Origin of the sequence: Kitasatospora sp. NBC_00315, from assembly GCF_041435095.1 — a bacterium.
Classification (GTDB): Bacteria; Actinomycetota; Actinomycetes; order Streptomycetales; family Streptomycetaceae; genus Kitasatospora.
In genome coordinates this window covers 3,250,277-3,272,297 of record NZ_CP108025.1, presented here as the reverse complement: position 1 = coordinate 3,272,297, position 22,021 = coordinate 3,250,277, and the positions used below count along the sequence as shown (strand labels likewise).

15 protein-coding genes are annotated in these 22,021 nt (G+C 75.2%); 10 read left to right on the top strand and 5 right to left on the bottom strand.

The window, feature by feature from the left end; all coding sequences use genetic code 11:
- Nucleotides 1-24 precede the first annotated feature (24 nt).
- The 3 genes from OG823_RS13055 to OG823_RS13045 all read right to left on the bottom strand — a co-directional run bounded on the left by OG823_RS13055 (nucleotide 25) and on the right by OG823_RS13045 (nucleotide 1,517).
- Nucleotides 25-339 carry a hypothetical protein gene (locus tag OG823_RS13055; RefSeq protein ID WP_371479666.1) on the bottom strand — a complete coding sequence of 105 codons (315 nt, stop codon included), beginning with the start codon at nucleotides 337-339 and terminating at the stop codon, nucleotides 25-27.
- 147 nt (nucleotides 340-486) lie between these two features.
- A complete protein-coding gene (locus OG823_RS13050) occupies nucleotides 487-714 on the bottom strand; it encodes a DUF3107 domain-containing protein (protein ID WP_371479665.1) in 228 nt (75 codons plus the stop codon).
- Nucleotides 715-836: 122 nt separating this feature from the next.
- Nucleotides 837-1,517 carry a TetR/AcrR family transcriptional regulator gene (locus tag OG823_RS13045; protein WP_371479664.1) on the bottom strand — a complete coding sequence of 227 codons (681 nt, stop codon included), beginning with the start codon at nucleotides 1,515-1,517 and terminating at the stop codon, nucleotides 837-839.
- A 219-nt stretch (nucleotides 1,518-1,736) separates the two neighbouring features.
- On the opposite strand from OG823_RS13045, the gene OG823_RS13040 reads away from it, so the two are divergent.
- The 5 genes from OG823_RS13040 (at nucleotide 1,737) to moeZ (ending at nucleotide 8,497) form a co-directional block, all read left to right on the top strand.
- Nucleotides 1,737-2,741: an alpha/beta fold hydrolase gene (locus OG823_RS13040; RefSeq protein ID WP_371479663.1), complete on the top strand. Its 1,005-nt coding sequence runs from the start codon at nucleotides 1,737-1,739 to the stop codon at nucleotides 2,739-2,741.
- Nucleotides 2,742-3,090: 349 nt separating this feature from the next.
- Nucleotides 3,091-4,779 carry a DUF3492 domain-containing protein gene (locus OG823_RS13035; protein WP_371479662.1) on the top strand — a complete coding sequence of 563 codons (1,689 nt, stop codon included), beginning with the start codon at nucleotides 3,091-3,093 and terminating at the stop codon, nucleotides 4,777-4,779.
- Between the two features lie 35 nt (nucleotides 4,780-4,814).
- Complete coding sequence (locus tag OG823_RS13030) at nucleotides 4,815-5,888, top strand: hypothetical protein (protein WP_371479661.1); 1,074 nt, start codon at nucleotides 4,815-4,817, stop codon at nucleotides 5,886-5,888.
- A 201-nt stretch (nucleotides 5,889-6,089) separates the two neighbouring features.
- Nucleotides 6,090-7,103 (top strand): NAD-dependent epimerase/dehydratase family protein, encoded by a 1,014-nt coding sequence (locus tag OG823_RS13025; protein ID WP_371479660.1) that lies wholly within the window; start codon nucleotides 6,090-6,092, stop codon nucleotides 7,101-7,103.
- A 215-nt stretch (nucleotides 7,104-7,318) separates the two neighbouring features.
- A complete protein-coding gene (gene moeZ, locus OG823_RS13020; RefSeq protein ID WP_371479659.1) occupies nucleotides 7,319-8,497 on the top strand; it encodes an adenylyltransferase/sulfurtransferase MoeZ in 1,179 nt (392 codons plus the stop codon).
- A gap of 68 nt (nucleotides 8,498-8,565) precedes the next feature.
- On the opposite strand, the gene OG823_RS13015 is transcribed toward moeZ, so the two are convergent.
- Nucleotides 8,566-11,367, bottom strand: a complete 2,802-nt coding sequence (locus OG823_RS13015) for a flippase-like domain-containing protein (protein WP_371479658.1) — start codon at nucleotides 11,365-11,367, stop codon at nucleotides 8,566-8,568.
- Between the two features lie 134 nt (nucleotides 11,368-11,501).
- Between OG823_RS13015 and OG823_RS13010 the strand changes: the two genes are divergently transcribed.
- From OG823_RS13010 to OG823_RS12995, 4 genes are all read left to right on the top strand, one after another.
- Complete coding sequence (locus OG823_RS13010) at nucleotides 11,502-11,891, top strand: MGMT family protein (RefSeq protein WP_371479657.1); 390 nt, start codon at nucleotides 11,502-11,504, stop codon at nucleotides 11,889-11,891.
- Nucleotides 11,892-12,139: 248 nt separating this feature from the next.
- Complete coding sequence (locus tag OG823_RS13005; protein ID WP_371479656.1) at nucleotides 12,140-15,496, top strand: ATP-dependent helicase; 3,357 nt, start codon at nucleotides 12,140-12,142, stop codon at nucleotides 15,494-15,496.
- A 45-nt stretch (nucleotides 15,497-15,541) separates the two neighbouring features.
- Nucleotides 15,542-18,775: a UvrD-helicase domain-containing protein gene (locus OG823_RS13000; protein ID WP_371479655.1), complete on the top strand. Its 3,234-nt coding sequence runs from the start codon at nucleotides 15,542-15,544 to the stop codon at nucleotides 18,773-18,775.
- A gap of 191 nt (nucleotides 18,776-18,966) precedes the next feature.
- A complete protein-coding gene (locus tag OG823_RS12995) occupies nucleotides 18,967-20,151 on the top strand; it encodes a PP2C family protein-serine/threonine phosphatase (protein ID WP_371479654.1) in 1,185 nt (394 codons plus the stop codon).
- Nucleotides 20,152-20,175: 24 nt separating this feature from the next.
- Here OG823_RS12995 and OG823_RS12990 read toward each other — a convergent pair whose 3' ends face one another.
- On the bottom strand, nucleotides 20,176-21,147 hold the full coding sequence (locus OG823_RS12990; protein WP_371479653.1) for an endonuclease/exonuclease/phosphatase family protein: 972 nt from the start codon (nucleotides 21,145-21,147) through the stop codon (nucleotides 20,176-20,178).
- Between the two features lie 218 nt (nucleotides 21,148-21,365).
- Here OG823_RS12990 and OG823_RS12985 point away from each other — a divergent pair, with 218 nt between their 5' ends.
- Nucleotides 21,366-22,019, top strand: coding sequence for a PadR family transcriptional regulator (locus OG823_RS12985; RefSeq protein ID WP_371479652.1), 654 nt, complete (start codon nucleotides 21,366-21,368; stop codon nucleotides 22,017-22,019).
- Nucleotides 22,020-22,021: the final 2 nt, after the last annotated feature.

Sequence of the window (22,021 nt, the reverse complement as noted above, 5' to 3'; positions counted from 1 at the left end):
GGGTGTCCGGCCGGCCGGGGCGTCCTACGCGTGCCGGTGGGGGCGGCGCCGGCCACCGGGCCGGCGGGCGCGGTGCGCCCGGTGCGCGTGGGTGACCCGGTCCGGGCGGGCCAGGACGGAGACCAGCAGCGCCGAGCCGGTGGCCGAGATCGCCAGTATCACCGGCGCCGGCCTCCCGTCGAGGGCGTAGTGCGCTATCACCCCGCTGAGCAGGGCCGCCACCACGGCGGTACCGACGGTCAGGCCGCGCGGCGTCCGGAAGTACTCGGGCAGCGCGGTCAGCGCGACCGCTGCGACCAGCAGGCCGATGACGACGAAGGCGATCGACTCGACCAGCAAGACCAGCCTCCGGGGGCTCGGGAGCGGTGCGACTGCGCACGCTCGCCGTACTACCCGCGCGCCGGGGCGCTACACCCGCCGCCGCCCCCGGCCCGCAACGCGACGGTGCCCCGCCCCCGGACAGGGGGCGGGGCACCGTCGGACGTCTCAGACGTTGCCGAAACCGACCTTGCGGACGGCCGGCTCGCCGATCTCCACGTACGCCAGGCGCTCGGCCGGGACGATGACGCGGCGGCCGTGCTCGTCGGTCAGCGTGAGGAGCTTCGAGGTGCCCTCCAGCGCCTTCGCGACCGCGCTCTCGACCTCATCGGCAGTCTGCGGGCTCTCGAGAACGATCTCTCGGGGCGCGTTCTGCACGCCGATCTTGACCTCCACGGCTTCCGTCCCTCCGGGTTGCAGCCTCCACGCGCGAGGCCGTGATCGCCTGGTGAAGGCGTTCGCGGTGATCGCGCCGTACGGCTTCACCATAGAGCACGTGGTCGGCACTGAGGTGAAGGTCAGGAGATCGCCTGTTCGGCGGTCCCCTCGCCGTCCTCGTCGCCGTCCTGGGCCCCGGGGTGCATCGGGAAGCCCTTCAGGCCGCGCCAGGCCAGGCTGGCGACCAGCCGGACGGCCTCGTCGTGCGGGATCTCCCGGCCCTGCGAGAGCCAGTACCGGGCGGTGATCTGGGCCAGCCCGCAGACGCCGGCCGCGAGCAGCTTGGCCTCGGCCTCGGGCAGGTCGGTGTCCTCCGCGATGACCTGGCTGACCAGCGTCGCGCTCAGGTCGGCGGCCCGGTCGACGCGTTCGCGCACGGCCGGCTCGTTGGTCAGGTCCGACTCGAAGACCAGCCGGAACGCGCCGGACTCGCTGGCGACGTAGTGGAAGTACGCCTCCATGGTGGCGGCCACCCGCTGCTTGTTGTCGGTGGTGGCCGACAGCGCGGTGCGGGTCGCCTCGACCAGTGCGTCGCAGTGCTTGTCGAGCAGCGCGAGGTAGAGCTCCAGCTTTCCGGGGAAGTGCTGGTACAGCACCGGCTTGCTGACCCCGGCGCGATCGGCGATGTCGTCCATGGCGGCGGCGTGGTAGCCCTGGGCGACGAACACCTCCTGGGCGGCGCCGAGCAGTTGTTCACGGCGGGCGCTTCGCGGCAGGCGGGCACCGCGCGGGCGCTCCTGCGCCTCCTGGATGGCCGTCACGGCGCTCCTCACTTCACGGGATCTACAGCACTGGCAAGATGTCTGATTCTACTTTTCGGTAACCACAATCGCGCCGGGTGGAGCCGAGAAATGCCCGGTACCCCCGGTGAGGGGCCCACACTACGGTCTGACCACGGCCGATGGCAGGGGTGCGGCCCGGGAACGCTACCGCTTCGGGGCCTGGGAATTACCCGCCGGGCCTCACTACCATCGTCCTCCATGAGCGCTGAGCAGCAGGTGCGTACCGAGGAGTGGGACGAGGCCGGGCTCCGGACGGTCGAGGTTCCCGGGGCCGTGCTGGTCGTGCGGGCGGCCCGCGGAGCGGGGGACGGCGGTCGCGAGGAGCTGCCGCCGGCGCTCTTCGTGCACGGGCTCGGCGGCTCGGCCGACAACTGGACCGAGTTGATGGACGAGCTCGCGGACCTGGTCGCCGGCGAGGCGGTGGACCTGCCCGGCTTCGGCCGCTCGGCGCCGCCGCTGGACGGCAACCTCACGGTGTCCGGGCACGTCAGGGCAGTGATCGGCTATCTGGAGGCGGCCGGGCGCGGCCCGGTGCACCTGTTCGGCAACTCGCTCGGCGGCGCCGTCGCGGTGCGGCTCGCGGCGCTGCGCCCGGACCTCGTCCGGAGCCTGACCCTGATCTCCCCGGCCCTGCCGGAGCTGCCGCCGCAGCGCACCGCCTGGCCGACCGGCCTGCTCGCGGTGCCCGGCCTGCCCGCCCTGCTGCGGAGGATCTCGCCGAAGCCCCGCACTGCCGAGGACGCGACCGACGGCCTGTTGCGGCTGGTGTACGGCGACGCCGATGCGATGCCGGCCGGCCGGCGGGCGGACGCGGTCACCGAGTACCGGCGCCGGATGGGGCTGCCGTACGCGATGCAGGTGATGGCGGGCTCCGCGCGCGGGATCGTCTCGGCCTACACCGAGCGCGGCGACCAGGCGCTGTGGCGGCAGGCCGAGCTGGTCCGGGTGCCGGTGCTGCTGGTGTACGGCCTGAAGGACAGGCTGGTCTCGTACCGCTCCGCCCGGCGGGCCTGCGCGGCCTTCCCGGACGCCCGGCTGCTGGTGCTGCCGGAGTCGGGGCACGTGGCGATGATGGAGTACGCGGCCCAGGTGGCGCGGGCGGCGCGGGAGCTGCTCGCGGCGGCCGGGGCGGGCGGCGCCCCGGCGGGCGCGGTGGCGGCGTCCGGCGCCGCGGAGGAGGGCGGCGGGGCGGCCGGCGCCTAACGCGAGCGGGCGGGGTTGGTCACGCCGGTTCACTCGTTCAGGTGGCAAGCAGGCGGCCGGCCGATGGATCGTCGGCGGTCCGTCCTACCTTTTTCGGAGTCGGACCGAACAGATGTGGGGGAGTCGCAGCCGTCGGGGTGCCCAAGGGGCGGCTGCGGAGGGAGCCTTCGACGGGCCGGGGCGCGGCCTGCCGGGCGGCGTCCTCGGCGCCGACCGCGGGGCGCCTCACCGGCGCGCGGTGATGTCGGCCGATCGGGCTCCCCGTGTCCTCGACCGCTGCAGCCGTCCGTCGGTCCTTTCCTGATCCGCTTCTGATCCGCTCCTGATCCGTTCTGCTCCGGAGGTCTTCGTGCGCGTCGCACTGCTCACCGAGGGCACTCGCCCGTATGCACACCGTGGCGGTCCGGGCTGGTGCGCCCGGCTCGTGGAAGGGCTCGGCGAGCACGAGTTCGAGCTCTTCGTGCTCGCCCGCCGGGCCGGGCGGCCGGACGGGCCGGACGAGCGGCCGGACCGCCCGGGCCGCACCGCCGCCGTCCACGAGCTGCCGATGTGGGGGGTGCGCCCGGCCGGGCGCAGACCGGGCGCGCTGCGCCGCCGGCAGTACCTCCAGGCGTACGAGCAACTGGTCCGGGCCCTGGTGATGCCGCGTGAGCGGGCCTCCTTCGCGGTCGGCCTGTACCGGCTGGCCGCGCTGGCCCGGGAGGACGGCGCGCTGCCCGCCCTGCTCGCCTCCGGGCAGGCCCAGCGGGTGCTGGAGCGGGCCTGGCGCTCGCCCGGCGCCGACACGGCCGCCGGGCAGCCGATGGTCTGCGACGTCCTGGTCGCGGCCGATCTGCTGGAGCAGTGCCTGCGGCCGCTCTCCGCGCCCTGGTACGGCACCGGCCCCGGCGGCCTCGGCTCGGCGGACGTCTGCCACGTGGTCGGCGGCGGCCCGGCCGCACTCCCCGCGCTCGCCGCGAAGCGGCTGTACGGGGTCCCCTTCGTCGTCACCGAGCACGGCCTGCACCTGCGGGAGCAGTACGCAGGCTACCGGGAGGCGCCCTACCGCTGGCCGGTCCGGGCCCTGCTGCTCACCTTCTTCCGGCTGCTCACCGAGGAGACGTACCGCCAGGCGGCCGTGCTGACCCCGGGCAGCGTCCACGACCAGCAGTGGCAGCGCCGCTGCGGCGCGGACCAGGCCCGTACCCGGGTGGTCCACCGGGGCACCCCGGAGGTGACCCGGCCGGCCGCCGGTCCCGAACCGGGGACGCCCACCCTGGTGTGGGCCGGCGCACTGGATCCGGGGCGCGACCCGGCCCTGATGCTGCACGCCTTCGCCCTGGTCCGGGCCGAGCTGCCGGCGGCGCGGCTGCGGATCCACGGCGAGGAGGCCGCACCCGGCTACCGCGCCCACTGCGAGGCGATCGCCGGACGGCTCGGGCTCACCGCCGCGGTGGAGTTCGCCGGCCGGCCCGCCGATCTCGCCGCGGCCTGGGAGGGCGGCACCGTACTGGTCTTCTCGGCGCTCGCCCAGCGCGGCCCCGGGCTGCTCGCGGACGCGATGCTGAGCGGCCGGGCCGTGGTGTCCACCGACACCGGGGTGGCCCGCGAGGTGGTCGGCCCGACCGGTCTGCTGGTCCCGCCGAGGGATCCGCGGGCGCTCGCCGGGGCCTGCCTGGCGCTGCTCGGCGACGAGGAGCGCCGCGCGCGGCTGGGGCTGGCCGGCCGCCTGCGGGCGCAGGAACGCTTCGCCGTGGAACCGGTGGTCACCGCCTTCCGCGACATCTACCTGGAGCTGGTCTCGCACTGGCCCGCGTTCCCCGCCCCGGACAGTGGCTCGGCGGGGGAGCGGCTGCGCCCCTTCGCGCGGCCGGCGGAGTACTGGATGGCGGGCGCCCCCGCGGCGGACCGGGGGATCCCGGGCGGCGTCCCGGTCACCGGAGCGCCCTCGGCGCCCGCCCCCGCCGACGAGCCGGCCGGGGCGGCCGAGCCGGCCCCCCGTGCGTCGGCGGTGGACGGCCGGTCGACCCCGGAAGCCCTGGCGGAGGTGGTCCGATGACCGGGGGGGAGGCGTCCTCCGGGAGGGCGCCGGCGGTGGCCGAACGGCTTGAGAGCCCGCCCGCCGGCTCCGGGGATCCGGTGCGCGAGCTGATGGCCCGCCACCGCGAGCTCTGCGAGCGGGCGGTCGACGCGCTGGAGATCGCCGCCGGACTGGAGGAGGCCGGTCTCGGCCCGGGCCGCACGGCCCGCTACCGGCACGCCGACGTGTTCGCGCTGGCCGAGGAGCTCTACGCCCGGGTGCCCCGACGCCCGCCCGAGGCGGCCCGGGACCGGCCGGCGGAGTCCTGGCGGCGGCGCTCCGCCGGCGCCGCCCGGACGGCCCTGCTGGCCGCCCCGCCCTGCGCGGCCCTGGCCGCCGTGCGGGCCGCGCGGCCCGGCCCGCCGGGCGCGGCCGTTCTCGTGACGGCCGTGCTCGCGGGTGGCTGGCTGGCCGTCTGCGCGGCGTACGCCGCCCGGCCGGGCGGTCGGCCGTCGGGGAACCGGTGGCCGGGCGGTCAGGGGCCGGCGGTGCTCGGCCAGGGGCTCTGCACGGCCGCGCTGCTGCTGTCGCCGGCGCTCCGGGCGCCCGGCCCGGTCCAGGCCGCCCTGACGGTGGCGGCCGCGGTGGCGATCGGGACGGCCGAGTGGGCCGCCCGCTGGTACCGGCACGTCGGCCGGGTGCATCTGCGGGCGGCGGGGACGATCGCCGAGTTCCGGGCCCGGATGCGCCCGGTGCTCCCGGTGGCGGCCGCCCTCCACCTCGCATCGCTCGCCCTGCTGAGCTTCGCCGCGCTCTCGGTGCTCACCGTGCTCGCGCCGCGCCCCGGTCCGCGTCCCGGCGGGCTGCTGCTCGACGCCGTCCACCGGGCGGACGGCGTCCAGTGGGCGGCGCAGGGGGCCCTCGGCCTGCTGTTCGTCCTCGCGGCGCTGCTGCTGCACTGCGGCCGGCCCCGCGCCGCGCTGGCGGGCACGGCCGCGGGAGCCGGGGTGACGCTGCTGCTCCGGACCCCGGTGTGGCCAGGCGTCCACGGCCCGGCCGGCGCCCAGCTGGTCGGCTGCGCGGTCGCGGGAGCGCTGCTGCTGCCCTACGCCTGGGCGGTGCTGGGCCAGCCGGGCTCGCACCGCTGAGCCCGCTCCGCCCGACCGCTCCGCCCGACCGCTCCGCCCGACCGCTCCGCCCGACCGCTCCGCGCCGGGGCCCACCCTCGGCCCGGCCGGGCCGGCCCCGATCGTTCGACCCGTTTGTTCACCCTGTTCACCTTGTTCACCCTGTTCACCTTTGATCCGCCAGGTCATCCGAGACCTTGCTTCGTGGAAGGACGCCCCCTGATGAGGGTGCTGCTGCTGGGCGCCGACGGCTTCATCGGCCGCCGGGTCACCGACCGACTGCTCGTGGACCAGGAGTTGCAGGTGACGGTGCTCGGCCGGCGCGACTCGGCCGACATCCGCTTCGATCTGACGGCCGGGAGCCCCGGCGCGCTGGCCCGGTTCCTGGACGCGGTGGCCCCCCAGGTGGTGATCAACTGTGCCGGCGCCACGTACGGCAGCTCCCGGGTGCTGATCAGGGCGAACACGCTGGCCGTCGCCACCGTGTGCGAGGCGATCCGGCGCAGCCGCGAGCCCGCCCGGCTGGTCCACGTGGGCTCGGCGGCCGAGTACGGCCCGGTGCCCGGCGGGATCCCGGTGGCGGAGAGCGCCGAGCCGCGCCCGGTCGGCCCGTACGGGGTCTCCAAGCTCGCCGGGACGGAGCTGGTGCTCGCCTCCGGGCTGGACGCCGCCGTGCTCCGGGTCTTCGACGTGGTCGGCCCGGGCGCGCCGACCGCCTCGCTGTTCGGCCGGCTGGCCGAGGGGCTGCGGCGGGCACTGGAGCGGGACGAGCCGGTGGTGCGGATGCCCGATCTGTCCGGGTACCGGGATTTCGTGGACGTCCGGGACGTCGCGCGGGCGATCCAGTCGGCGGCGGTCTCGGCGGCGACCGGTGTGATCAACATCGGCAGCGGCAACGCCGTCCGGGCCAGGGACGCCGCGCAGATGCTGGTCCGGGCGTCCGGCTTCGGTGGCACCGTGGCGGAGGAGACCCGGCCGGGCCTGCTGCCGACCCAGGCCTCCGGTGCCGTCGACCAGCTGGTGCACCCCCTGGTCCACCAGCTGGCCGGGCAGCGGGTGTCGGACGGGCGGGCCGCCGAGGCGCGCTCCGTGGACGGGCGCTCGCCGGCGCCGGAGCCGGTGCCCTGGCGGCAGGCGGACGTCCGCACGGCCAGGGAGCGTCTCGGCTGGCGGACGCAGGTGCCGCTGGAGGAGTCGCTCGGCGACATCTGGCTGGAGACGGCCTGCCGGGTCTGATCCTTCCCGGCGCCGCCCGGGTGGTCGCGCGGGCGCGACCACCCGGGCGGCGCCGGTCCCACGATCCGGTGCGCAGCGTCTCGCCCATCGGACGGACTGTCTCGGAATACAGGGGCGGCATGACACTGTTGGCCTAGCAAAGCCCCCGTTCGGCGGCAACCGGAGCCACGGCGCCGGTTCGGGCCGAACCTGAACTGACCACCATCGGAGTCACCGTGTCGCTGCCACCCCTGGTCGAGCCGGCCGCCGAGCTCACCGTCGACGAGGTCCGCAGGTACTCCCGCCACCTGATCATCCCCGACGTGGGCATGGCCGGGCAGAAGCGGCTGAAGAACGCCAAGGTGCTGTGCGTCGGCGCCGGCGGCCTCGGGTCCCCCGCGCTGATGTACCTGGCCGCGGCCGGTGTGGGCACCCTCGGCATCGTCGAGTTCGACGTCGTCGACGAGTCCAACCTGCAGCGCCAGATCATCCACGGTCAGTCCGACATCGGCCGCTCCAAGGGTGAGTCCGCACGCGAGTCGGTGCTGGAGATCAACCCCTACGTCAACGTGATCCTGCACGAGGACCGCCTCGACAACTCCAACGTGATGGAGATCTTCTCCGGCTACGACCTGATCGTGGACGGCACGGACAACTTCGCCACCCGGTACCTGGTGAACGACGCCGCGGTGCTGCTCGGCAAGCCGTACGTCTGGGGCTCGATCTACCGCTTCGACGGCCAGGCCAGCGTCTTCTGGGCCGAGCACGGCCCCTGCTACCGCTGCCTCTACCCCGAGGCCCCGCCCGCCGGGATGGTCCCGTCCTGCTCCGAGGGCGGCGTGCTGGGCGTGCTCTGCGCGTCCATCGGCTCCATCCAGGTCACCGAGGCCATCAAGCTGCTCGCCGGTGTCGGCGAGCCGCTGGTCGGCCGCCTGATGATCTACGACGCCCTGGAGATGAACTACCGCCAGGTCAAGGTCCGCAAGGACCCCGACTGCGCGCTCTGCGGTGACAACCCCACCGTCACCGAGCTGATCGACTACGAGGCCTTCTGCGGCGTCGTGTCGGACGAGGCCCAGGCCGCCGCCGCGGGCTCGACCATCACCTCGAAGCAGCTCAAGCAGTGGCAGGACGACAAGGAGGACATCCTCCTGATCGACGTCCGCGAGCCCGGCGAGTACGAGATCGTCAGCATCCCCGGCGCCGTCCTGATCCCGAAGAACGAGTTCCTCATGGGCAACGCCCTGGAGACGCTCCCGCAGGACAAGAAGATCGTCCTGCACTGCAAGTCGGGCGTCCGCTCGGCCGAGGTGCTGGCCGTGCTGAAGTCCGCCGGCTTCGCCGACTCCGTCCACCTCGGTGGCGGCATCCTCGGCTGGATCAGCCAGATCGAGCCGCACAAGCCGGCCTACTAGGCCGCACCGTCCGTACGGCGAAGGGCCCCCGAGCAGCTCGGGGGCCCTTCGCCGTACGGACGCACCCGTTACAGGGCGCCCTTGCGCTGCAGGACGTTGTAGGCGATCCAGCCGGGCAGTACCGGCAGCCAGAAGGTCAGCGCCCGGAACAGGAAGACCGCCGGGGTGGCCACCGCCGGCGGCACACCGGCCACCGTCAGGGCGCCGATCAGCGCGAACTCCACCGGGCCGATCCCACCCGGGGTCGGGATGGCCGAGCCGGCGGCGTTGGCGGTCAGGAACACCACGGCCACCGCGGAGAAGCTGATCGCCCCGCCGAAGGCCTGGACGGAGGCGTCCAGGCAGGCGGTGAAGCTCATCGTGAGCAGCAGGATGCCGCCGAAGCCGGAGAGCAGCTTCGTCGGGGTCTGCATCAGGTCGAGCATCCGCGGCACCACGCCGAAGAAGAGCGAGCGCACCCGGGTCACCACGAAGCGCCGCAGCGGGCCGACGGCGGCGACCACCAGGGCCAGCACGGCCGCGGTCAGCACACCGATGATCACCGCGCGCGAAGCGCTGAGATCGCCGTTGGTCTGGCTGCCGGTGATCAGGCCGAAGCTGAAGAGCAGCAGCAGGTGCCCGCCCAGACCGGCCAGCTGGGAGGCGCCGACACTGGCCACCGCCTGGCCCGGCCGGATCCCGGACTTCTGCAGGTAGCGGGTGTTCAGCGCGATGCCGCCGATCGCGGCGGGCGCCACCAGCTTGACGAACGACCCGGCGACCTGGGCCGCGACCGTGCGCCGGAACGGCAGCCGCTCCGGGACGAAGCCGGTCAGGCTCATCGAGGCCGCGACGTAGCTGAACGCCGCCGCGGCCAGCGCGACCGCGGCCCAGGCCCAGTTCATCTGGGAGAGCTTGAGCTGCGCGGGCTTGATGGTGGTGAGCGCGAGGTAGGCGGCGAAGGTCAGCGCGATGATCATGATCAGGCTCTTCGGCTTCAGCCGCTCCAGCTTGGCCGGCTCCATCGGCGCCTCGGGCGCGATCTGCAGGATCTGCCCGCGGATGCGGCTGAGCAGGTCCTCGCCGGCCTGCGCGATGTCCTCCTCCGCCTGCTGCTGGGTGCGCTCGCCGGCCGCGATCTGCTCCACGGCGAGGGCCTGCGCGGCGGCCTTGCGCTCCTTGGACAGCCGCTTGAGGTCGATCCGGGTCGAGCGGCTCATGCCGACCGGCTGGAGCAGGGGCAGCGCGGCGGCGACCCGCTCCGGGCCGAGCACGCTGTTGGCGACGCTCACCGCCCGCTCCGGGCCGATCCGCAGCGCGAAGGTGGTGACCAGCTGGGCCACGTCGATGCGCAGCGTCAGATCGCTCGCCGCGATGTCGCCGCCGGAGAGGTTGACCAGGAAGGCCGACTCCTCGTCCGCCACCAGCAGCGACTCGCCGGTGAGGCGGCGGTGGGCGATCCGGCGCTCGTGCAGCGCCCCGACCGACTCCCAGAGCGAGGCCATCACCCGGTCGGTGATCTCCTCGTCCGCCAGGTCCTCCAGCGGCCGGCCCTCGACGTTCTCGTACACCAGGATCGCCGCGTCGGGCCCGAGCTCGGAGGTCGCCACCAGCTGGGGTGCGTGGGCGCCGGAGGCGGCGGCCGCGTACGCGATCAGCGCCTCCTGCTCCAGCGCCTGGCGCAGTGACTGCGGGCTGCGCCGGACCGCCACCGAGCGCAGCCGCAGCCGCCGCCAGGCGCGGTAGAAGAAGCCGGACGCCTGCTGCTCGCGGTCGACGATGTGGACGTCCAGCGGCGGGCCGCTCTGCTGGGCGACGTGGTAGCGCCGGGTGCCGCCGGGGGCGTCGGGGGCGCGGTGCGCGCTGGCCGGGCTGAAGCCGACCTTGCGCAGGCCGATCATCAGGTGCTGGCCGGTGGGCCGGATGTTCGGGGAGCCGATCGCGTAGAGCGTGCCGTAGGCGACCGACCAGCCGAGCAGCACGGTCAGCAGCAGCGACAGCGGGGTGGTGTAGCCGCTGATCAGCTCGGTGGCGCCGCTGAGGACGACCACCACCCACAGGGCCACCCGCCAGCGCGGGCGGCTCGACATCCCGACCGCCGTCATGTAGGCGATGACGGGCGCGAGGTAGCCGTGCACGGGGTCGGTGAGGGTGGCGTGACTGTCGCTCGGCAGCCGGGTCAGGGCGTCCCGGATGCTGTCCGGCGCGCCCTCGGCCACCCACCAGTCGATGCCGAGTGAGACGCCGTACGCCAGGACCGAGGCGAGCACGCCGTCGGCGACCCGCAGGCCGTCGCGTTTGATCAGCCGCTCGACCGCGAAGGCGAGCGGGACGCCCAGCACCGCCACGCTGGACAGCAGCCCGGCGATGGTGGAGAGCACCGGGGAGATCCGGCTGGTGTTGGCGTAGATGTCGTGTTCGAGGCCGCTGGTGGTCGAGGTGGCGATGCTCACCAGGATGAACAGGGCGACGATCCCCAGCACGCCGGCCAGGAAGCGGATCAGATCCGACGGGCGGTGCGCGCGGGCGGCGAGCAGCGGCTCGTCGACGTCCAGGTGGTCGGCGTCGTCCAGCGGGTCGGGCAGCCCGCCGTCGGGGGGCCGGCCGACGGGCGCTCCGGCGGCCGCAGGGGTGTCACCGGGCCGGCCCTCGGGGGACGCGGGGGCCGGGAGCTCGATCGTCGGGGGCGGTCCGTCCGGGTCCTCGGCGGGCCGGTCGGACGGCTCGGTGGGGAGCGTCGGGGGCACCGGGGCCGCGGCGGGCTTGATCGTCAGGTCCTTGATCAGGGACACTTCCGGCGAGGCGGCGGCGTCACCGCCGGGACCTGCGGACATGGCGGCGTCGGACTCGTCGGAGTCCTCGTCCACACCCACGTCTGCCGTCCCGGTCATCTGGTCTTGTCCTCGTATCACCACTCACCGCCCCGAAGATGGTGGCATGCCCCGGCGCCCCGTGCTGGACAGGGGGCGCATCGGGCGCGGCGGATCGCTCGCACGAGACCCCCGAATCGCCCGGATGGGGAAGAATGCCGCGGGTGACGGACACCGGACCGGACGGCGCCGACGGCGCACTGCCCCCTTTCGCCGAGCTTGTGCTCGATCTCACCGAGCGGATCCCGCCGGGCCGGGTGATGACGTACGGCGACGTCGCGGAGTACCTGGAGCAGGGCGGCCCCCGGCAGGTCGGCCGGGTGATGGCACTGTACGGCGCGGCGGTCCCGTGGTGGCGGGTGATCCGGGCGGACGGCGCGTTGCTGCCCGGCCACGAGCAGCGGGCGCTGGCCCACTACCGCGAGGAGGGGACACCGCTGCGGACGACCCGGGGCCGGGGACCGGCGCGGAGCTCGCGGGCGGCCGAGGACCTCCCCCGGGTGGATCTGGCGCTCGCCCGCTGGGACGGACGGCAGGCGGGGTAGAGCGAGAGGCGGCACGGGGGGAGTCTTCGCCACCGTGGTTCCCGGCATTCGTGTGACCGGGCGCACCCGCCGCGATGCGCGCCCCCGGCTTCGGTGAACCCGGTGCACGGATGGGTCTGACGGTGGAGGATCGTAGGCTCGATGCGGACGGGTCCCGGCGGGCCCGTCGTCTCGTGCCCGTGACGCCCGGCCCGACCGTGGCGCCCAGGTGGCCCGCAAGCCCCGTGATCCGACCTCCCAGGACGTTCGTGACCTCCCCTTTCCGTCTGGTGCGCAGCCCGCTCGCACAGCCCGCCCCGCCCGTGCTGGACCGCTACCAACAGGCGGTGGTCGAGCACGCCGGTGGCCCGCTGCTGGTGCTCGCCGGGCCGGGCACGGGCAAGACCACCACGCTGGTCGAGGCGGTCGTCCGGCGGATCGAGCAGGGCACCGACCCCGAACGCATCCTGGTGCTGACCTTCAGCCGCAAGGCCGCCGTGGAGCTGCGCGACCGGATGTCCGCCCGGATCGGCGCCGCCGGCGCCGCTCCGCAGGCGACCACCTTCCACTCCTTCTGCTACGCCCTGCTCCGCGCCCACCAGGACCCGGAGTCCTACGCCGAGCCGCTGCGACTGCTCTCCGGCCCCGAGCAGGACGTCATGGTCCGCGAACTGCTGGCCGGCGGGGCCGAGGACGCCAAACGCGGCGCCGGCCGGATCAGCTGGCCGCTCGACCTCCGGGCCTGCCTGACCACCCGCGGCTTCGCCGACGAGGTCCGCGCGGTGCTCGCCCGCAGCCGTGAGCTCGGACTGGGCGAGGCCGAGCTGAGGCGGTTCGCGGACGGCGTGCAGCGCCCCGACTGGGCCGCCGCCGCGCACTTCCTCGCCGACTACCTCGACGTCCTGGACCTGCGGGGCGTACTCGACTACGCCGAGCTGGTGCACCGCGCGGTGCTGCTGGCCGAGCGCCCGGAGGTCGGCGACGAGCTGCGGGCGCGCTACGACGTGGTGTTCGTGGACGAGTACCAGGACACCGACCCCTCCCAGGTCCGGCTGCTGCGGCAGCTGGCCGGCGGCGGGCGGGACCTGGTCGCGGTCGGCGACCCGGACCAGTCGATCTACGCGTTCCGCGGCGCCGACATCAACGGCATCCTCGACTTCCCGGGGGCCTTCCCGAAGGCCGGCGGCGGCCCGGCCGACGTCCTGGTGCTGCGGGTCTCCCGGCGCTCCGGCGCCGTCCTGCTGGCCGCCTCCCGGGAGCTGGCCCGCCGGATGCCGATGGGCCGGCTGCCCGCCGACAAACTGGCGCAGCACCGCGCCCTGCTCCCGTCCCGGGAGGGCGGCCGGGTCGAGGTCTACACCTACCCGACCCCCGGCACCGAGCTGGACAGCATCGCGGACCTGCTGCGCCGCGCCCACCTGGAGGACGGCGTGCCGTGGGGCGAGATGGCCGTGCTGGTCCGGGCCGGCGGTCGCTCGATCCCGGGTGTGCGGCGCGCGCTGAGCGCGGCCGGGGTCCCGCTGGAGATCGACGGTGACGACCTGCCGCTGCGCGAGGAGCCGGCCGTCGCGCCGCTGCTGCTCGCCCTGCGGGTCTGCGCCGAACAGGCCGCCCTGGAGCGCCCCGGCCGCCCGGAGGGCGAGGACGGCCCCACCGAGGAGCCCGGCCCGCTGACCGCCGAGCTGGCCCACACGCTGCTCACCGGTCCGCTCGGCGGCATGGACGGCTCCGACCTGCGCCGGCTGGGCCGCGCCCTGCGGGAGGAGGAGCGCCAGCTGCTGCGCGAGGCGGAGCGCGACGTCCCGGCCGGGCGGGCGCGGGCCGCGGTGCGCTCCGCCGAGGAGCTGATCCGCGAGGCCCTGGCCGAGCCCGAACGCCTGGTCGCGATGGACCCGTCCTACGCCCGCCGGGCCCGTGATCTCGGCACCCTGCTGCGCAAGGTGCGCGAGCAGCTGGCGGGCGGCGGTACCGCGGAGGAGGCGCTCTGGTCGCTCTGGGAGGGCAGTCGCCGCTGGCGCGAGCGCCTGGAGCGGGCCGCCCTGCGCGGCGGCGCAGGCGGCCGCAACGCCGACCGCGACCTGGACGCGCTCTGCGCCCTGTTCGAGACCGCCGCCCGCGCCGAGGAGCAGGTCACCGGCCACCGCAGCGCCCTCGACCTGCTCGCCGAGCTGGAGGCGCAGGACATCGCGGCCGACACCCTGACCGTGCGCGCGGTGCGCCCCGACGCGGTCCGGCTGATGACCGCGCACCGCTCCAAGGGCCTGGAGTGGCGGGTGGTCGTGGTGGCCGGCGTCCAGGACGGCCTCTGGCCCGACCTGCGCCGGCGCGGCTCGCTGCTGGAGGCCGACCGGATCGGCCGCGACGGCCTGGCCGAGCCGCTCTCCCCGGCGGCGCTGCTCGGCGAGGAGCGGCGGCTCTTCTACGTCGCCGCCACCCGGGCGAAGGAGCGGCTGATCGTCACCGCCGTGAAGGCCCCGGCCGAGGACGGCGACGAGCCCTCCCGCTTCCTGCGCGAGCTCTACCGTGAGGAGGTCGACCCGCGGACCGGCCGGGTGCTGCGGCGCACCCCGCAGGTCGTCGTCGAGGACGTCACCCACCGGCCCCGCCGCCCGCTGTCGGTGCCCGCCCTGATCGCCGAGCTGCGCGCGGTCACCGTCGACCCGCAGCGCTCCCCGGAGCTGCGCCGGGCCGCCGCCGAGCGGCTCGCGAGACTGGCCGCGGCGGCGGACGAGGAGGGCGTGCCGCTGGTGCCCGTCGCGCACCCCGACCGCTGGTGGGGCCTGGACGACGCGACCGCCGCCCCGGAGCCGCTGCGCCGCCCCGAGGCGCCGGTGCGGCTCTCCGGCAGCGGGCTGGAGCAGCTGGAGAGCTGCTCGCTGCAGTGGTTCCTGGACAAGGAGGTCAGGGCGCGCACCACCAGCTCGGCCGCCCAGGGGTTCGGCAACGTGGTGCACGCGCTGACCGACGAGGTCGGCTCCGGCCGTACCCCCGCCGACCTGGCCGTCCTGATGGAGCGCCTGGACACGGTCTGGGACGCGCTGGCCTTCGACGCCCCCTGGAAGTCGCACCAGGAGAAGACCGAGGCGCGCGCGGCGCTGGAGCGCTTCCTGAACTGGCACGTGCTGGAGCGCGGCCGGAGCACGGTCGCCACCGAGCACGGCTTCGACGTCACCCTCGACGTCGGCGGCGTGTCCGTGCAGATCCGGGGTTCGATGGACCGGGTCGAGAAGGACGCCGCCGGGCGCGCCTACGTGGTCGACTTCAAGACCGGCAAGCAGATCCCCACCGACAGGTCGCTGCCCGAGCACAAGCAGCTCGCCGTCTACCAGCTGGCCGTGCGGGCCGGCGCCCTCAACGAACTGCCCGGCTTCGAGGACGGCCCGCCGCCCTCCGGAGGGGCCGAGCTGGTGCACCTGCGGGAGGCGGGCAAGATCCCGCCCGACGGTCCCAAGGTGCAGCAGCAGGCACCGCCGGACGGCGAACCGTGGATCGAGAACCTGCTCGCCCACGCCGCCGGCCGGGTCCTCGCCGAGCGGTTCGTCCCGGCCACCGGCACCGGCTGCGACCGCTGCTCGTTCCGCCGCAGCTGCTCGGCGCAGCGCGACGGGGCCCAGCTGATCGAGTAGCCGGGCGCGGTACGGCGTGTCCGCCGGGCCGGTTAGCGTGGGGGGGTGACCGCCGTGCTCGACCACCCCGACCAGCTCAAGGAGCTGCTCGGCATCCCCTTCAACCCGGAGCAGATGCGGGCCATCGGCGCTCCGCTGGAGCCGGCCGTGATCGTGGCCGGCGCGGGCTCGGGAAAGACCACGGTGATGGCGGCCCGGGTGGTCTGGCTGGTCGGCTCCGGCGCGGTGCGCCCGGAGGAGGTGCTCGGCCTCACCTTCACCAACAAGGCGGCCGGCGAGCTCTCCGAACGGGTGCGCACCGCCCTCCAGAGCGCCCGCGTCCTCGATCCGGACGACCTGGCCGCGCCCGGTCAGGAGGCGTTGGGCCTGCCGGAGATCTCCACCTACCACGCCTTCGCCGGGCGCCTGCTCAAGGAGCACGGGCTGCGGATCGGCATAGAGCCGGACGTCCGGCTGCTCGCCGACGCGACCCGCTTCCAGCTCGCCGCGAAGGTCCTGCGCTCCGCGCGCGGCCCCTTCCCCGCGCTGACCGGCACCTTCTCCGCGCTGGTCGCCGATCTGACCGCGCTCGACGGCGAGCTGGCCGAGCACCTGGCCGAGCCCGGGGCGCTGCGCGCCCACGACGCGGCCCTGCTGGACACCCTGGCGGGCGTGAAACTCGGCAACGACGACCTGCGGGCCGTGCCGGTGGCCGCCCGGGCCCGGCAGGAGCTGCTGCAACTGGTCGAGGAGTACCGGCGCCGCAAGCGCTCCGCCGGTCTGATGGACTTCGGCGATCAGATCGCCGCCGCCGCCCGGCTCGCCCAGGAGCGCCCGGAGGTCGGCGAGGTGCTGCGCGGCCAGTTCCGGGTGGTGCTGCTGGACGAGTACCAGGACACCTCGGTGGCCCAGCGCCTGATGCTGGCGGGGCTGTTCGGTGCGGGGCCCGAGGGGGGCCCGGGCCCGGTCGGCCACCCGGTCACCGCCGTCGGAGACCCCTGTCAGGCGATCTACGGCTGGCGCGGCGCCTCGGTCGCCAACCTGGACGACTTCCCCGAGCACTTCCCCCGGCGGGACGCCACCGCGGCCGCCCGCTACTCGCTCAGTGAGAACCGCCGCAGCGGCGGGCGACTGCTGGCCTTCGCCAACGAGCTCGCCGCGCCGCTGCGCGCCATGCACGAGGGCGTCGAGGCGCTGCGCCCGGCGCCCGGCGCCGAGCGGGACGGGTTCGTCCGGGCCGCGCTGCTGGCCACCCACGCGCAGGAGATCGACTGGCTGGCGGACTCGATCGCCCACCAGGTGCGCACCGGCACCGCTCCCGGCCGGATCGCGGTGCTCTGCCGGGGCGGTGCGGCGTTCCCCGACATCCACGCGGCGCTGGTCGCCCGGGAGATCCCGGTGGAGGTGGTGGGGCTCGGCGGGCTGCTGCAACTGCCGGAGGTCGCCGACCTGGTCGCCGTCTGCGAGGTGCTGCAGGACCCGACCGCCAACGCCGCGCTGGTCCGGCTGCTGATCGGCCCGCGCTGGCGGATCGGCCCGCGTGACCTCGCGCTGCTCGGGCGCCGCGCCGCCGACCTGGTGCGCACCGCCCGCCCGGACGGCGCCGACCCGCTGGCCGCCGCCGTCGCCGACACCGACCCGACCGAGGTGATCTCGCTCGCCGACGCCCTGGAGACCTTCCTCGACGCCGAGCAGCCCGACGACCTGGCCTTCTCCCCCGAGGCGCGGGTCCGCTTCGCCCGGCTCGCCCGGGAGGTCCGGGAGCTGCGCCGCTCGCTGGCCGACCCGCTGATGGACGTCCTGCACCGGGTGCTGACCGTCACCGGCCTGGAGGTCGAGCTCTCCGCCTCCCCGCTGGCCCTGGCGGCCCGCCGCCGGGAGACCCTGCACGCCTTCCTGGACGTCGCCGCCGGCTTCGCCGACCTCGACGGCGATCCGGGGCTCTCCGCCTTCCTGGGCTTCCTGCGGGCCGCCCAGGAGTACGACCGCGGCCTGGACAGCAGCCTGCCGGGCGGCGAGGACACCGTGAAGGTCCTCACCGTCCACAAGTCCAAGGGCCTGGAGTGGGACGTGGTCGCGGTGCCCGGGCTGGTCAAGGGCAGTTTCCCGTCCTCGACCGCCCGGGAGCGCTGGACCAGCACCAAGCGGGTGCTCCCGCACGCGCTGCGCGGCGACGCCGCCACCCTGCCGGACGTCCACGGGGACTGGACCTCCAAGGGCATGACGGCGTTCAAGAAGCAGATGGCCGTGCACGCCGGGACCGAGGAACTGCGCCTGGGCTACGTCGCCTTCACCCGCCCGCGCACCCTGCTGCTCGCCTCCGGCCACTGGTGGGGGCCGAGCCAGAAGCGGCCGCGCGGCCCCTCCGACTTCCTGCTGGCGCTGCGCCGGCACTGCGAGGGCCCGGGTGACGGCGAGATCGAGCACTGGGCCGAGCAGCCGACGGCGGACGCCGAGAACCCGGCCCTCACGACCTCCCTGGAGCTGCCCTGGCCGCTGCCGCTCGACCCCGGCGCGCAGCACGCCCGGCGCCGCGTCGCCGAGGTGGTGCGCCGCCGGCTGGCCGGGCACCCCGCGCCCGAGCCGGAGCGGATGGCGGTCGAGGACCAGCGCCGTACCGAGTCGTGGGACCGCGACCTGGACGCCCTGCTCGGCGAGCTGGAGCGCTCCCGGCGCAGCGTGCGCGAGGTGCCGCTGCCCGCCGCCCTGTCCGCGACGCAGCTGATGCGGCTCGCCGCCGACCCGGACGGCTTCGCCCGGGACCTCGCCCGCCCGATGCCCCGTCCGCCGCAGCCGGCCGCCCGCCGGGGCACCCGCTTCCACGCCTGGGTGCAGGGCAGGATCGAGCCGTTGCTGCTGGTCGGGCCGGGGGCGCTGCCGGGCATGGACGACGACGGCATCGAGGACGAGCGAGACCTCGAACTGCTCAAGGAGGCGTTCCTGCGCACGCCGTACGCGAACCGGACCCCGCACCGGGTGGAGGCGCCGTTCCAGCTGGTGCTGGGCGGCCGGGTGGTGCGCGGCCGGATCGACGCGGTGTACCGCAGCGATGACGGTGAGTCAGGAGCGGCGGGAGCGTCACGCTATGAAGTGGTGGACTGGAAGACCCATCGCGAGGAGACGGCCGACCCGCTCCAGCTGGCCGTCTACCGGGTGGCCTGGGCCGAACAGGCGGGGGTTTCGCCCGAGCAGGTCACGGCTTCGTTCCTGTACGTCCGCAGCGGCCGGATCGAACAACCGGCAGGACTTCCCGGCCGAAAAGAGTTGGAACGGCTTCTGATCGGGAACAGTGAAGAATGAGTCACAGAGAGCATCCAAGTCGTCACGCGATCACGCGAAACCTGTGCTCCATGCGCGTTTCGCGCCTATTGTGGGGTCGGTAACCGGTCACCCTCGAACTCCGGCCGCCAGCAAGGCCCCCTCACCCCTGACCCTCAGTCATCACCGCAGGTGCCTCCGGGCGCCGGCACCTTCTGCTGGAGAGACCGAAGTTGAGCGCGACCGGATGGATCAGAGAGCGCTTCGCGGGGCCCGCCCCCGGAGGCGCTCCGGGCGGCACCGGCACCTGGCCGAGGACAGCGCTCGCGCTGCCCTTCATCGGCATGGCCCTGGTGGTCGCCCTGAACTACTTCTCCGACACCGAGGTGACGGTCGAACCGGCCCTCACCGCCGTCCCCGCGCTGGCCGCCGTGGTCAGCCGCCGTACCTGGTACCCGCTGCTGATCGGCCTCTGCACCGAGGCCGCGGCCTTCCTGATGGCGCTCTACAGCGGCTCGCTCGGTGAGTCCGTGCACAGCGCCACCGTCTTCGCGATCGTCCTGGTGGCCGCGATCGGCTGGGTCAGCACCACCCTGCGGCTGCGGCAGGAGAAGGCGCTGGCCGACGCCCAGCTGGTCGCCGAGGTGGCCCGTCGGGTGCTGCTACGCCCGGTTCCTGACCGGGTCGGCAGTGTCCGGGCCGCCGTGCACTACGCCGCCGCCGCCGCCCACGCCCGGATCGGCGGCGACCTCTACGAGATCGTCAACACCCGGCACGGCGTGCGGGCCGTGGTCGGTGACGTCCGGGGCAAGGGGCTGAACGCCGTCGAGACCGCCGCCGCCGTGCTGGGCGCCTTCCGTGAGGCGGCCCACCAGGAGGCGGCCCTGGAGCGCGTGGCCGGGTGGCTGGCCGTCAGCCTGGACCGCGCGCTGCACGAGAACGACCACCCGGGTGTCGAGGAGGAGTTCGTCACCCTCGTCCTGATCGGCGTCCGCCCGGACGGCACCGCCGAGATCGTCAACTGCGGCCACCCCGCACCCCTGCTGCTGCGCGACAGCGAAGCCGTCCGGGCGCTGGAGCTGGCCGAGACCGTTCCCCCGCTGGGCGTCCTCGACCCGGGCGACGTCTGCCCGCCGGTCCACCGGGTGCCGCTGCTCCCGGGCGACCGGGTGCTGCTCTTCACCGACGGCGTGATCGAGGCCCGCGACCGGGCCGGCTCCTTCTACCCGCTCGCCGAGCGGCTGCCCGACCGCGCCCGCGGCAACCCGGCCGAGGTGCTGCGCAGCGTGCACGAGGACGTGGTGCGCCACGTCGGCAAGCAGCTCGGGGACGACGCCGCGATGCTGCTGCTCCAGTACGACCCCGTCGTCACCCTCCACGAACTTCCCCAGCAGAACGGCCATCTGACGCGCCGCTGAGCAGGTCGGCCGGCTCAGCGGCCCCTACAGTCCGACCTCGACCACCAGCGGCCGGTGGTCGGAGACCCCCGTGCGCGGTGCGAGCGAGACGGTGACGGCCGTACGGGGCACCCCGACCGCCAGGACGTGGTCGAACTGCACGGCCGGCCGGTGCGAGGGGTAGGTCGGGATCCGGGCCAGGTCGTGCCAGCCCTGCAGGCGCGGCCTCGGCTCGCGCACCCGCCTGCGCCGGGGCTCGCCCGCCGCGATCCGGGCGCGCCGGGCGGCCCGCACCTCGCGCACCCGGCGCCCGGGGGCGGAGCGCTCCAGCGCGGTGGCCCCGCCGAGCACGGTCCGCGGCACGGCGCCGATCAGGTTGAAGTCGCCCAGCACCAGGTACGGCTGGGGCAGATCGGCGATCCAGCGGCGGATGCCGGCCAGCTGCGCCATGTTCCAGCCCGGGACGAACGACAGGTGCGCGGCGACCACGGTGAACGGGCCCCGCTCGCCCTCCAGCACGGCGGCCAGCGCCGCCCGCGGCTCGTCCGGCACGGGCGTCAGACCCCGCTGGCCGGCCACCCGCAGGGGCAGGCCGAACGGCGCCGGTGCGAAGCGGCGGGCCCGCCAGTGGTGCACGGGCAGCCGGGTGAGCAGCGCCGTCCCGTACGAGGGCAGGCCGGTCGCGGCGTCGACCTCGGCCGGGCCGTAGACCTGCAGGCCGGGGGCCGAGTCGTCGAGCACCCAGCCGGCCACCGGGGCGGGGCGGCCGTGCAGGGCGGCGGCGAACCGCCAGTCGGTGGCGCCCATCGCCTTGGCCGCGACGGCGGCCTGGTCGACCAGGCCGGAACGCGGCTGGTAGCGGTCCACCTCCTGGATCGCGAGCACGTCGGCGTCCAGCCCGCCGATCGCCCCGGCGAGCGGATCACCGGCCTCGGACGGGAAGTCCAGCGGGCTGCCGTCCAGGGCCAGGGGCTGACCGTGCAACAGATTGAAGGTGGCGATGCGCAACTGGCTCACATCGCACGACGCTACCCGGTCGGCGCGCCGGGCCGGGAATCGGTGGGTGTCCGGTCGGCGCGCCGGGCCGGGAATCGGTGGGTGTCCGGTCGGCGCGCCGGGCCGGGAATCGGTGGGTGTCCGGTCGGCGCGCCGGGCCTTCGCGGGGCCGGGCCGGGCGCGCCGGAGGGGCGGTGGCGGCTTGAGCCGGGAGGGCATACCGGGTATACATACTCGGTATGTCCATTCGTCACGGTCTGCTCGCCCTGCTCGACCAGGGGCCTCGCTACGGCTACCAGCTGCGCACCGAGTTCGAGGCCCGCACCGGTGCGACCTGGCCGTTGAACGTCGGCCAGGTCTACACCACACTCGGCCGCCTGGAGCGCGACGGCCTGGTGGTGCCCGCCGGGGAGGACGACGAGGGCCACCAGTTCTACGCCGTCACCGATGAGGGACGCGCCGAGCTGCGGTCCTGGTTCGACACCCCCGTGCCCCGGACGAACCCGCCCCGGGACGAACTCGCGATCAAGCTCGCGATGGCGGTGACCGTCCCGGGGGTGGACGTCCCCGCCGTGGTCCAGGGCCAGCGCCGGCACAGCATCAAGGCGCTGCAGGACTACACCCGGCTCAAGGGCCGGGCGCTGGCGGGGGAGAGCGCCCCCGGGGCGGGGGCCGCCCAGTCGCCCGGCGCCGACCTCGCCTGGCTGCTCGTCCTCGACCAGCTGATCTTCCAGACCGAGGCCGAGATCCGCTGGCTGGACCACTGCGAGACCCGCCTCACCCAGCACGCCGAGGCCAACGCGGCCCGGCCGCCCGCCCGGACGGCCACGCCGCCGTCCGCCGGCACGGAAGCCGGGCCGACCCGCACCGGGCGCCGCGCCTCGCGCGCCTGACC